Raw genomic sequence first — 13,530 nt, forward strand, 5'->3', positions numbered from 1 at the left:
TTATAGGAGTTTTTTCTACTGTGGTGATTCATAGCTTTTATAGATTAAATTAAGTATAGTAAATCTAATATTTGTTTTTTATATGGTTAATAAATGTCTTAAGATTGAATCATTTTTATTTAGGATATCTTGTCTGTCATTAGTCTAAAAACAGTAGGTTCAAAATAGTTTTACTTCAAAATTAATGGTTGAAAGTATGACAGCTAATAGACTAAATAAGGCGACTGATTTGCCTATTTAAATAGCGTTAACCATATATTGACACGGACAAGTCGCTACTGAATTATCTTACAATAAGGAATTTCTGTTATGTCATTTGACTCTTTATCTAAAACTTCAGCCTCTACCATACTAAGAAATGAAAATAAGCACCTAGGGAAAAACGCTACTAGAAATGTGCTGTTGATTACTGCTATAGCCAGTCTAGGATTGACAGCCTGTAGCCCTTCACAAATGAGCAAAACGCTACCAGCCGAGACAATCAGCACAGTCAATCAAGATGCAGCAGTGGTGTCAGAGTCTATCATGGCGTCACCCAGTGTTAAGCCATCAGTCATCAGCCAACAGATGATGGTACGTTCTGCGGCGCAGACAGGTATCGTACGTCCATCACCGAGCATCATAGTCACGCCAGAGGCAAAAGACAACTATCAAAAAAACGCAGCCAATCCTGTACATCGCACTACGGATATGGCGGTATCAACCTTGTCTATCGATACCGATACGGGCAGCTACGCCAATGTGCGCCGCTATTTAAACGAGGGACAACTACCACCTGTTAATGCCGTACGGGTCGAGGAATTGATTAATTATTTTAACTATCAATTTGATGATGGCAAACGCTTAGGTAGTGCCCCGTTTATTGTGTCAACTGAGGTAGTAGACTCACCTTGGGATAGAGCAGATCAGGATAATAAAATCGTCAAAGTCGGTATCAAAGCCGTTGATAGTAGCTGGTCGCAAAAAACGGATAAGCAATCTATGCCACCTGCCAACCTTGTGTTTTTAGTAGACGTGTCAGGGTCTATGTCGTCACGCGATAAGTTGCCATTGGCACAGTCGTCGCTTAAGCTGCTGACAGAGCAAATGCGTGCCCAAGACAGCATCAGCATCGTGACCTATTCAGGTAGTACTAATGTGGCGTTGCCTGCGACCAATGGTGACCAAAAAGCAAAAATATTGGCTGCTATCGAGGAGTTGAATGCCTCAGGCTCAACCAATGGGGAAGACGCTCTGAAATTGGCCTACAGGCAAGCTGAACAAGGACTAAAAAAGAACGGTATCAATCGAATCATGATGTTAACGGATGGCGATTTTAACGTTGGTATTAGTGATGTCGATGAGATGCTTGATTTGGTCAAAGCCAATCGCGATCGCGGTATCTCTTTGTCTACCGTTGGCTTCGGTCGTGGTAATCTGAATGATCACATGATGGAACAGATGGCGGACAACGGCAATGGTAATTACAGCTATATTGACAGCTTAACTGAAGCAAAAAAAGTCTTTGGTGATGAATTAGCCGCGACATTTAACACCGTCGCTAAAGACGTAAAAGTCCAAGTTGAATTTAATCCTGATGTGGTGAGTGAGTGGCGCTTGATTGGTTATGAAAATCGCGTACTGGCTGAAGAAGACTTCAATAATGACAAAATTGATGCAGGTGAGCTTGGGGCAGGTAAAGCAGTTATCGCTTTGTTTGAAGTGACACCAAAAGGTCAAAAAGGGTTATATAGCGATCGCCGTTATGCTAATAGCAATACTAGTTCAGATAATAAACAGAACTCTAATGAGCTTGGCTATCTAAAAATTCGTTATAAAGCACCGACAGGTGATAGCTCCAAACTGATTAGCCAACCGATTAATAAAGCCAGCCACGCTTTAAACAAAGCCAGTATCGATACTCAGTTTGCGATGGCAGTAGCAGGATTCGGTCAACGCTTGACTCAAAGCGATTATATTAATGACTGGCAGTACAGTGATAGCACTAAACTTGCAAAAAGTAGTATCGCAGATAGACCAAGTAGCGATACTGATGGTACTCGTCGCAATTTAGTGACGTTGACTGAGCTGGCGAGTGCGCTAAAAAACAGCCGATAGTGAACAGATATCGTGTCGGGATGGTCATTAGGAAGCAGAATTCAAGGGTCATATTTTCTAATGGTATGACTGGTATTTTTAATCTAATGTATTGATATGTATGGAGATATCGAGCGTCAAGCCTATTTGAGAACTGGTGTAGCAATCTTTTGTATTGAGTACTATGTATAAAGTGTGTATGTTAATGAACAAAGGGCTATTTACCGCTATATTGTTCGCTCAGCACTATACAAATATGTCGCAGCCTTGCTTTTTATCATAACGATAGGCAAGACTCTGACGTTTTGTATATTTATCACACTGTGATTGGCGTGAGTTGACGGTAATGTATTATTACTAGGAGAGAAAAGATTATGGAAAATCAAGGAAACTTAACCCGTCGTGACGATAAAGTTTGGCTAAAAACGTATGAAGAACTTGGTCTGGAGTATGACATTGAGTTGCCAGCCGACAATACGTCACTTATCGATATTTTCGAAAAAAGCTTCGCTGAAAATGCTGATAAAACTGCCTATATCTGCATGGGTTCATCGTTAAGCTTCCAAGAAGTAGATTTATACAGCCGTCAAATGGCCGCTTATCTACAGTCATTAGGATTGGTCAAAGGCGATAAAGTTGCGGTCATGATGCCCAACATTTTGCAGTTACCAATCTCTGTCATCGCTGTACTACGTGCAGGCTTTACCTTAGTTAACGTCAACCCTCTGTATACTACCAGAGAGCTTGAGCATCAATTGACTGATTCAGAAGCCAAAGTGCTGATCATGGTCGAAAATTTTGCCAAAACCTATCAAGACATCGGTCGCAATGTGGTCGATAAAGTCGTGATTACGGGTATGGGCGATTTGATGGGTACGCTCAAAGGCTTTATGGTCAATACGGTCGTCCGCCATGTCAAAAAAATGGTGCCAGACTATAGCATTTCTAATAGCATCAGCTTCAAAACTGCACTAAAGCAAGTCACTGCTAGCAAATATAAGCGCCCAACCAATATCACCCTTGATGATATCGCTGTCCTACAGTATACCGGTGGTACGACAGGCGTGGCGAAAGGTGCGATGCTAACGCACAAAAACTTGGTGGCAAACTTAATTCAGTCTAATACCTTTTTGGGCACCGCTTTTGATGATTTCGATCAAAGAGGTGAGCAACCTGTGATTATGACAGCATTGCCGATGTATCATATTTTCTCATTCACCGTATGTGGCATGTTCGGTCTGTATCGCGGTTGTGTTGTATTATTAGTACCAAACCCACGCGATCTTGATAGCTTGTTAAAAGCATATAAAGCCAATCCACCAGCGTTCTTCCCAGCGGTAAACACGTTGTTCAACGCGCTTGCTAATAACGAAGAATTTATCGCGATGGATCATAGCAAGCTGCGTCAATCGATGGGCGGCGGCATGGCAGTATTGAGTCCAACGGCGGAAAAATGGCGTCAAGTCACTGGTAATATTATCATTCAAGGTTACGGCCTGTCTGAAACAGCACCAGTAGCGACCTCTAATCCTAGCAACAGCAAGACATTCACAGGTACCATTGGTGTACCGATGCCAGCAACAGATGTGGCAATTTTGGATGATGCAGGTAATGAAGTAGCACTTGGTGAGCGCGGTGAGATTAGTGTTCGTGGTCCACAGGTAATGAAAGGTTACTGGAACCGTGAAGATGCTACTGCCGAAGTCATGACAGCAGATGGGTTTTTCCGTACTGGTGATATCGGTATCATGGCTGACAACGGATATGTGACCATCGTTGATCGCAAAAAAGACATGATTTTGGTGTCTGGTTTTAACGTCTATCCGAACGAAGTCGAAGAAGTCATGGCTGGCCATCCTAAGATTTTAGAATGTGGCGTCATCGGTATCGAAGATGAGAAAAGTGGTGAGATTCCTAAGATCTATGTTGTCCGTAACGATCCTAGTCTGACTACCGAAGAAGTTCTTGAGTACGGCAAAGAGAACCTAACAGGTTATAAGCGTCCTCGTCGTGTTGAGTTTATTGACGAGCTACCAAAATCGAACGTTGGTAAGATTTTGCGCAAAGATCTACGCGTACTTGAAGAAAAAAACCACGGTTAATTTGCTGATACACGCACCTATATATTTGTTTGATAGATGCGTGTATTAACTAAAAGTACATGTGAAAGTATCGCTCGATTAAATACTGTAGTAACTAAAGTAGTAACCAAAAATGATAAGGCTGCAACCATGCTGTCTTATCATTTTTTTGTCTTTATCGCTTTTGACATTTGTGGATGACAGCTACTATTAATAGAGAATATCTATTAAAACTGCTATAGTGCCCATCGACGTATTTTTGTTTTTGTCCAAAAAATCGTACTGGTTTTGCTCAAGGTAACAGGCGAAATCATGGTAGTAAATATTGTTCTCGACTTGGTCATGTTCAGTGGTAGTATTATTTATCATAGCCCCAGTAACACACTTTAATTCGCAAAGCTTATGAATGACAAACCCGATCATACTTATCTATTTCTTATTCATAAGCTTCTGCTGTCAGCAATAATCACAAAAAATGGTGTTTCCATTAGCATATTCAATGTTTTTAACAGTAACATTTAGGGAAAATTATGACGGATAATATTAATAAAAAAACGACAGATAATAGCGCTGCGACTGATGATAAAGCCAATACTACTAACGATATTTATCAAAGCAACGCGTTTCCTACTATACCGACCATCGACAGTGATAGTCCGTGGCTGAGCGCTTATGAGCGCTATAGCATCGATGCTACTATCGAGATGCCAGAAGACAATACCTCTTTACTGGATGTGTTCGAGCGTAATTTTAGCCGTTATGGCCAAAAACCTGCCTATATCTGCATGGGATCATCGATTACTTTTAAGCAATTAGATCTATATAGCCGACAGATTGCTAGCTATTTGCAGTCAATAGGACTGGTCGCAGGCGATAAAGTTGGGGTAATGATGCCCAACGTCTTGCAGTACCCAGTGGTTGCTTTGGGTATCATTCGTGCAGGGATGGTCTTGGTCAATGTAAACCCTCTATACACTAGCCGTGAGCTGTCACATCAGTTGCATGACAGTGGTGCGAAAGCGCTATTTATCGTTGAAAACTTTGCTAAGACGTATCAAGATGCAGAAGATAAAGGTCAGGTAGAGCATGTAGTCGTGTGTACCATTGGTGATATGCTAGGTACGATTAAAGGAGCCGTGGTTAATCTTGTGGCTCGTCATGTTAAAAAGATGATTCCTGTTTATAGCATACCGAATAGCGTGAGCTTCAAGCATGCCTTAAATGCTGAGTCAGCCAGTAAGTACCAGCGCCCTGAGTTAAACTTAAGCGATGTGGCTTTGCTGCAATATACCGGTGGTACGACAGGAGTAGCGAAAGGCGCGATGCTGTCTCACGGCAATCTAGTCGCCAACATGTTACAGGTCAGCGCACTGATGAACAGTGCATTTGATGATGATATAGATGGTAGAGATGTAATTTTGACCGCACTGCCGCTATATCACGTATTCTCATTTATGGTCTGCGGTATGTGTAGTATGTATCAAGGCTATGCCTCGCTACTCATTCCGAATCCGCGCGATCTTGATGGGCTTATCAAAGAGATGGCTAAATACAAGCCAGCGTTTATCCCTGCCGTGAATACTTTGTTTAACGGCTTAGTGCACAAAGATAACTTTGCTGATTTAGACTTTTCTAATCTAAAAGCGTCTATCGGCGGCGGTATGTCAGTATTGCCTAGCGTAGCGAAAGAGTGGCACAAAATCACTGGCCTGCCTATCGTTGAAGGCTATGGCTTGTCAGAGACTTCACCTGTCGTAGCATTTAATCCGATGACTATTGCAGAGTTTACCGGAAAAATCGGTATTCCTGCGCCTAGTACCGATATCGTACTCATTGATGATGACGAAAATATAGTAGCCATGGGCGATCGCGGTGAAATCTGCGTCAAAGGTCCACAGGTCATGATTGGTTATCAGAATCGTCCGAAAGAAACTGCTGAATCCTTTACAGCTAGTGGCTACTTAAAAACTGGCGATATTGGAATCATGGACGAAAAAGGCTTTATCAAAATTGTCGATCGCAAAAAAGATATGATTTTGGTGTCTGGTTTCAACGTCTATCCAAACGAAATCGAAGAGGCGATGAGTGAACATCCAGCAGTCGTAGAATGCGGTGCTATTGGTGTTCCGAACGATGATCGCGGCGAAGAGCCAAAGCTGTTTGTGGTCAAAAAAGGCGACGTGACTGAAAAAGAACTATTGGAATACGGCAAAAAACAACTGACTGGCTATAAGCGCCCACGTCATATACAGTTCGTTGACGAATTACCAAAGTCGAACGTTGGCAAAATCCTACGTAAGGAATTGCGTAAGATGGAAGGGTTAGAATAGTTTATATCTGAGATTCTGTTGATAACGGTGGCGTAATGGCAGGTGTGAATCTTGCTATTGCGCCGTTGTCACGTTAGGATATCTTAAGATTTTAGTCGACTACATACCTATCAATGTGTTTGCTAACGACTGATAGGTATTTTTATGACACTGCTTTTATAACATTGTACTAGGAATTTTTATGCGTATTGACAATCGTGGGCTTGACCAACTTCGCTCGATCAGCTTTGAGCGCCATTATACGAAGCATGCTGAAGGGTCAGTACTGGTAAGTTTTGGCGATACCAAGGTACTATGTACTGCCAGTGTAGAATCTGGTGTGCCGCGCTGGCTCAAAGGTAAAGGCAAAGGTTGGATAACAGCTGAGTATGGTATGTTGCCACGTGCGACCAACACGCGCAATCAGCGTGAAGCGGCTCGCGGTAAGCAGTCAGGTCGTACGCAAGAGATTCAGCGTTTGATCGGTCGTAGCTTACGTGCCATGATTGATCTGAGTAAACTTGGTGAAAACACCATCTATCTTGATTGCGATGTATTGCAAGCGGATGGTGGTACTCGCACGGCCAGTATCACTGGTGCTGCAATTGCGCTTATCGATGCGCTAGAGAGTATCCAAAAGGCCAAGAAACTTAAAACAGATCCGCTAATCGGATTGGTTGCTGCGGTTTCCGTTGGTATGAAAGATGGCGAAGCATATCTTGATCTGAACTACGAAGAAGACTCTAGCTGTGATACCGACTTGAACGTTGTGATGACCCAGAAAGGCGAGTACATTGAGCTGCAAGGTACTGCTGAAGAAAAGCCGTTCACTCGTGCTCAAGCAGATGCTATGCTGTCATTAGCTGAAAAAGGCATCGCTGAATTGATTAAAATGCAACAGACGGCGCTTGGTTGGTAGACTAGCGTTTAGATTCAACATACTGTCTTTGTTTTTAGTGTCAATAACTGCCTGTTAGCTGCTAATAGGCAGTTTTTTAATAGAAAATATTCGTACATTACGTAATAGGTAACAACACATGCTAAAGCTGACTGATGATGGCGCCAAAATAACCTTACAAGGGCAAGCGAATGTTGCTGATAATGGCATGTTTTGGTTTGGTTCTGCATTATTGGTAGGGGCCGTCGCAGTCGCCATGGCGATGAGCTTGTTACCTGAGCGTCTAGCCATCGGTGCGCTTGCACTGCTTATCATTGGTAGCTTTATTTTCAATAAAAAGCGCCAACAGCATAAAAAGGCTATGAGCGGTATGATTAGTAGCGGTACATTGTGGGTAAGGGCTGGCGAGTTGGTCCATGACAATCTAGGTAAGCGTGAGCATATTCATTTAACGGATGGCGATAAGATAACGTTGATTGGCGAGCAATTACAGATTGTCGATAGTAGTGACGTCCGCAAATATCATATTACTGGTTTTGAGAGTGCTCAAGAAGCAAAAGCTGCGAAAGCTATCTTAGAAGGGCAAGCGCTAACAAAACGCCATGTAAATATCAAAATGAAGAGTAATTAGTATCATTTTTCAGTTTCATACTTTACGAAAGCATAGCTATTATCTTGGTATTATCTAAACTTCTAACTCAAGTGTCATTTTAAATTTCATTCGACGTGTCTCTCCAATATTGTCATCTATCAGTATATTTATACCGTCTATCACCTATCGCAGGCGAATAGTGCTTGCAGATTTGTGCGCAAATGGTTTATAAGTAGGATTATAAAATTTACCCTTCTTATTATCGATACTGTCATTGAGATCTAGTTGACAAGGAGTTAGTCATGCTGCGTTTGTCTATACCGTCAGTCGCCACGTCGTGCGGTTTTTTACTATTTACCTGCGGCATGGTAGGACAAGCCCATGCAGATAGTATGAGTATGCTTATCGCCCAAAAATCTATTCAACCAACGATGAATACGTCCTATCGTTATCCTGAGGTACAGCGTTCAGCACCTACAGTCTTACCAGCGTTTTTATCAGGCAACTATGACAATGTCGATAGCGAGTATCTACCGCTGCTGAGTAATGCAGAGACGCAGAGTAGTATGGCAGCCCGTGAGGTAGTCAGTACCGCCCGCAAAATGGCACTTAACGAGCGCACGATTATTCAAGGTGGCTGCTGGGACTATTTAAATGCTGTATTCAATCGGGCAGGGGTATCGCGTAATACCATACACAAAGGCACTTATGCGCAAGGGCCCTATGCTAGTAGCAGTGAGATTGAAGCAGGCGACTGGCTCTATTATATCAATCATGGTTACAATGGCGTCGAGCATAGTGGACTGTTTGTCGGTTGGGTCGATGAGCGTGCCAAGCAAGCATTAATACTGAGCTATGCTGGCGAAAATCGCCGTGAACCGGCTCGTTATCGCGTTTATGACTTAAGCAATGTTTATCAAATTATGCGTCCGAGCGTTTAGTGCTCTATATCTTCAGTTTGACAACATGTTTTATAAGTGAATAAAAAAGCGTCCGCAACTCATTAAAGTTACGGACGCTTTTATTTTGCATGTTTAATTGGTTTTTCTGAACTTAAAATGGTTTTACCACGACTAGAATGACGATAATCACTAAGGCGAAGACAGGCACTTCGTTAAACCAGCGCCAGAATTTATGCGTTTTATAATGTGGATTATCTATCAGCTTTTTACGATAGAAACCGCAAGCGCCATGATAGCCTGACAGCAGCACTACTAATAGTAATTTGACGTGGAGCCAACCTTGGGTTTTATAGACATCCCAGCCCAGTCCTAACATCCATAGACCAAAAATCCATGTCGCTATCATCGATGGGGTCATGATACCGCGATATAGCTTGCGCTCCATAATGGCAAAGCGCTCATGGCTGATGCTATCGTCACTCATCGCATGATAGACAAACAGGCGCGGCAAATAGAATATCGCCGCAAACCAGCAGACCATCGAGATAATGTGCGCCGCTTTAATCCAGTTAAAATAATCTGCCATCATAGTTTCTCTTGCTTAACTTGTATTTTCTAGCTTTATCTTAATCTGCCAACACAACTTGTGTTTGATGACCACTCATAGCATCCATTACAGGCAGTACTTTAGGCGCTCTTGGTGCGGCAAACTGTTTGGTGAGGCCAAGCTCACGCATGAGTCTATCGTCGCCTGATTGGCTCGCATTACCGGTGGTAAGAAGCTTGTCACCATAAAAGAATGAGTTAGCACCTGCCATAAAGGCCAAGGCTTGCTCAGAATCTGACAGGCTTTCGCGACCAGCAGATAGACGCACGTAGCTAGTCGGGCAGCAAATACGGGCGACCGCAATAGTACGAATCCACTCAAGTACAGACAGCTGACCTTCGGCTAATACTTTGTCACCAATCGGTGTACCTGCAATAGGCACCAGTAAGTTGACTGGAATTGATTCAGGCGCTTTTGGCATTTTTAGCAGCTCAAGTACCCAATCGATACGGTCATCACGGCTTTCACCCATACCAACGATATTACCACTACAGACGTTGATGCCAGAGTTACGCACGTTTTCTATCGTGTCTAAGCGCTCATCATAGCTACGCGTGCTGACGACTTGTTCATAGTAGCTGCGCGAAGTATCTAGGTTATGGTTGTAGTAATCCAACCCTGCATCGGCCAACTGTGTTGCTTGATTGGTATCGAGCATACCCAGTGTCATGCAAGTTTCAAGTCCCAATGCTTTTACTTCCTTGATTAGCTCAACCACATAAGGCATGTCTTTGGCACTTGGATGTTTCCACGCGGCACCCATGCAGAAGCGCGATGAGCCACTGTTTTTGGCACGTTTGGCCGCTGCGATGACTTTGTCAACTTCTATGCGTTTTTCTGCTTGTAGTTTGGTGGTGTCGCGATGGTGGCCCGACTGTGAGCAGTAGCCGCAATCTTCGGGGCAGTTGCCCGTTTTGATAGAGAGTAGCGTGCTGATCTGTACTTCATTGGCAGTAAAATGCTTTCTATGAATGGTCTGCGCTTGTAACAGCAAGTCCATTAGAGGTAAGTCAAACAGTTGCGCGATTTCTTCACGGCTGTATGCAGTGGCTACTTTACTATCAGTTTGAGTCGCGTCTGTGGCTAGATTGGCCAAAAAATCACTGTTGGTCGTATCTGGCTGAGTGGATGCGTCCGTTGGCTGGGTGGCGTCAGGTTCGGAGATGCTAAGCAATCCTGCCATAAGGTAAGTCCTTTTATAAGAATTAGAGGGTATTAAATAAAACCAATGTTTTTATCTATTGTCATTTATAAGGTAACAAAAAAGGTTGCCGTATAGTATACCGCAACCTTTTTAGAAAATCAGAACACTGCTAGACAGTATGTGTAATTGTCACAGTAGCGCACATAAATAGTAACTATACGTTTGGCTATTTAGTTCTATATCATCCATTCTACCAATGACTATCACTCAGTGCACCATTCTTTTTATTTACCAAGTTTGTGCTTGGCGATACCAACCCAATGCTCAGCAAGTTTCTGTGCTTTATAAGCGTAAGGTTTGGCTTTTTGGATATACGGTTTGCACTCTTCTGGGATGGCTGGGACGATATGCTTAGCAAGTTTGTTGAACCACATCATTAGGCTATAGTCGCCTTCGATGCTCAAGTTACCTTCTTGTACAGCAGTCATAAAGGCAGGTAAGCTACCTTTGGTTAGCAGTCTCACGCCAGTCATAGAGTCTTTGAAAGTGATGGTCAAATCGGCTTCTTTTGCATGGCCGCTTTGTTGACTGAACTGTCCATTGTCAAAGCTAAAAGAACGGGCGATATCTGACTCAGTACTAGCAAACTCAATCGTAACTTGGCGATCAGCGAATAACGCTTTGACATCTTCGTTATCGCTATCAGCTAACATAGACAAACGATAGCCAACGACAGCCAATAAAGCATCTAATGGATCAGATTTGATATCTAATACAGGAACAGTAAACATAGCAGAACTCCTAAAGAAATGAGGCATAAAAATAAAGCGTACTTTATACCAGTTTTTATGACAAATATATAACTGGATTATAAACTATCACAGGGCGTCAACTCTTTAGGAGTTAAGTAGAGAGCGTTAAGTATCTTGTAACATTCGATGTCACTGACGTAAGTAAGGTGTTGATATAGACAAACAGAGGTATAAATAGGACAGTTTTAACGGAAACGTGGCTGATAGTTATCATCGTAGACAGGAGTGTGTTCGATATAGCGTGCGGCTTCTAGCTCACGTTGCTGACTAACTGTTTGGCTCACGTCATCATATCGTAATGCCCGATACAGTACCCAAGCTGCCAACGGTAACCAACTGATGCCCATAGCGATGATATAGCGATGCCATGATGATAGCTCCATCAACATAGGACGACCGGCTAATATATTTTGAATCAACTCAACGGTGAACCAATAGGCCATCCCGCCAAACAGATATAGCAGTAGCCAACGATATGACGACAAGGCGAGCACCACTACTAAACTGGCTAGTAGTCCATAACCCAGCCATGCCGCGCCGCTCCATGCCTCTATACCGATAAAAGAAAATATAGTCATTAACATCATTCATCTCGCTATTCATAAGGTGAATTCCAATGAGACTATTATGAGAGGTTATTGAGTAAAGCTGAAGAGGGTATAGGCGACTTTGCGACAACCGTTGACGTTTGGTTTTTTGGCTTGTTTTGCGATATTTGATTGCTAGATGTTAGGCTAAGCGCCGTGAGGAGTGGCGCTTATTTTGAGGAATACGTAAATGGTTTTGCTAGTCTAGGAATATATTTATTAGCTAGCAAACCAATCCAAACTAGCAAACAGGATTGTTAGTTTGCTAAATACTTAGCCTCGATTGGTACGATTACCCCACCACGATAATAGCGAAACTAGAATAGCACCGAGTAGCATAAGTCCTACTGTCGTTGACCACTGTGCGCCAGTAGGGTATTGCCACGGCATTACGTTATGGACAGCTTCAGTATTTAGTGATCCTAGCGCATCTACTTTCCATGGCCAGACTTTTATTAGAGAGCCTGCGATAAAGCCTGTCAGCAATGCTAAGGTAGCTTGGTAATAATGCGAGAGTAGCCACTTAAGTGCGCGCGTGAATAATAATAGCCCAGTCGCCATACCCGCAATGACTGTGAAAATGGCACTCAAATTCATCGTATCGACCGCTTCTAATACTGCATCGTAGGCGCCTAGCAATAGCAAAATAAACGACCCTGATATGCCCGGTAGGATCATGGCACAAATAGCAATTGCCCCTGCAAAAAACAGATACGGTAAGCTAGGCGTGGTCGTAAGCAACGGCATACTACTGATGACTACGGCGACAATAAGCCCAGTCGCGAACAGCGCGACACGTCCTATATTCCAGCGCTTTATCTCACTAAGTAAGATAAATACCGTTGCGACAACCAGTCCAAAAAAGAACGACCAAATAAGCAATGGTTGGTTGTCCAATAAATGCTTAATGATACCGGCCAACGTCGCAAAGCTAGTGGCAATACCCAGTAGCAAACACAATAAAAATGTCGCGTCTACTTGTCGCCAAATTGCAGCGAATCCTTTGATGCCACCTTCCTGACGAAATATCGTCCAAAGATTGGGGCCAATACTACCAAGCGCGTTAATCAAACGCTCGTAAATCCCTGCAATCAGCGCAATAGTGCCGCCAGAGACGCCAGGTACGATATCAGCTGATCCCATGGCCATACCTCTGACATAAATACCTACCAGCTGTTTTGGGCCATCGGTACGTACAGGTACCGTATCTGGTTCTAGTGGCGTTGGCGCTGACGGCTGAGTTGGCCGTGGAGATTGTGGTGCCGTCATGGGTATTCCTTTATCATTTAAAAATAAGTGTTATCTAAAAGTAAGCATTGGCTAAAAACAGGCGTGAGCTAAACATCAGTGTGCATAGCAGATTTTATTAATTATCATCACGTACTAAGGCTTGTCTTCCATTCATTTGATAGTCATTTAACTGAACTAAAAATGGATAAATCTTGTCAGACATCGTCAAATAGCTGGTTAATATATCGGTACTATCTACGCTATTTTCTTGTTTAAGCCACGCTCTAAAGCA

At 42.9% G+C, this 13,530-nt stretch carries 11 protein-coding genes; 6 read left to right on the top strand and 5 right to left on the bottom strand.

What is annotated here, in order from left to right:
* Positions 1–309 precede the first annotated feature (309 nt).
* The 6 genes from JMX96_RS08470 to JMX96_RS08495 all read left to right on the top strand — a co-directional run bounded on the left by JMX96_RS08470 (position 310) and on the right by JMX96_RS08495 (position 8,897).
* Positions 310–2,097 carry a vWA domain-containing protein gene (locus tag JMX96_RS08470; RefSeq protein ID WP_201568664.1) on the top strand — a complete coding sequence of 596 codons (1,788 nt, stop codon included), beginning with the start codon at positions 310–312 and terminating at the stop codon, positions 2,095–2,097.
* Between the two features lie 353 nt (positions 2,098–2,450).
* Positions 2,451–4,178, top strand: coding sequence for an AMP-binding protein (locus JMX96_RS08475; protein ID WP_201568665.1), 1,728 nt, complete (start codon positions 2,451–2,453; stop codon positions 4,176–4,178).
* A gap of 509 nt (positions 4,179–4,687) precedes the next feature.
* Entirely contained in the window at positions 4,688–6,487 is a 1,800-nt protein-coding gene (locus tag JMX96_RS08480; protein ID WP_201568666.1) for an AMP-binding protein, read from the top strand.
* Positions 6,488–6,668: 181 nt separating this feature from the next.
* Complete coding sequence (gene rph / locus JMX96_RS08485) at positions 6,669–7,385, top strand: ribonuclease PH (protein WP_201568667.1); 717 nt, start codon at positions 6,669–6,671, stop codon at positions 7,383–7,385.
* A 118-nt stretch (positions 7,386–7,503) separates the two neighbouring features.
* A complete protein-coding gene (locus JMX96_RS08490; RefSeq protein ID WP_201568668.1) occupies positions 7,504–7,995 on the top strand; it encodes a hypothetical protein in 492 nt (163 codons plus the stop codon).
* Positions 7,996–8,258: 263 nt separating this feature from the next.
* Positions 8,259–8,897, top strand: a complete 639-nt coding sequence (locus tag JMX96_RS08495; RefSeq protein ID WP_201568669.1) for a hypothetical protein — start codon at positions 8,259–8,261, stop codon at positions 8,895–8,897.
* Positions 8,898–9,009: 112 nt separating this feature from the next.
* On the opposite strand, the gene hemJ is transcribed toward JMX96_RS08495, so the two are convergent.
* The 5 genes from hemJ to JMX96_RS08520 form a co-directional block, all read right to left on the bottom strand.
* The gene (gene hemJ / locus JMX96_RS08500) at positions 9,010–9,444 is read right to left on the bottom strand and encodes a protoporphyrinogen oxidase HemJ (RefSeq protein WP_057762639.1); all 435 of its coding nucleotides are present in this window, start codon (positions 9,442–9,444) and stop codon (positions 9,010–9,012) included.
* A 40-nt stretch (positions 9,445–9,484) separates the two neighbouring features.
* Positions 9,485–10,648, bottom strand: coding sequence for a biotin synthase BioB (gene bioB, locus JMX96_RS08505; protein ID WP_201568670.1), 1,164 nt, complete (start codon positions 10,646–10,648; stop codon positions 9,485–9,487).
* A 245-nt stretch (positions 10,649–10,893) separates the two neighbouring features.
* Entirely contained in the window at positions 10,894–11,400 is a 507-nt protein-coding gene (locus JMX96_RS08510) for an SCP2 sterol-binding domain-containing protein (protein WP_165597886.1), read from the bottom strand.
* 206 nt (positions 11,401–11,606) lie between these two features.
* Complete coding sequence (aciT, locus tag JMX96_RS08515; protein WP_227676991.1) at positions 11,607–11,999, bottom strand: AciT family ciprofloxacin tolerance protein; 393 nt, start codon at positions 11,997–11,999, stop codon at positions 11,607–11,609.
* 282 nt (positions 12,000–12,281) lie between these two features.
* Positions 12,282–13,277: a DUF368 domain-containing protein gene (locus tag JMX96_RS08520; protein ID WP_201568671.1), complete on the bottom strand. Its 996-nt coding sequence runs from the start codon at positions 13,275–13,277 to the stop codon at positions 12,282–12,284.
* Positions 13,278–13,530: the final 253 nt, after the last annotated feature.

Origin of the sequence: Psychrobacter sp. JCM 18900 (assembly GCF_904846625.1) — a bacterium.
GTDB lineage: Bacteria > Pseudomonadota > Gammaproteobacteria > Pseudomonadales > Moraxellaceae > Psychrobacter.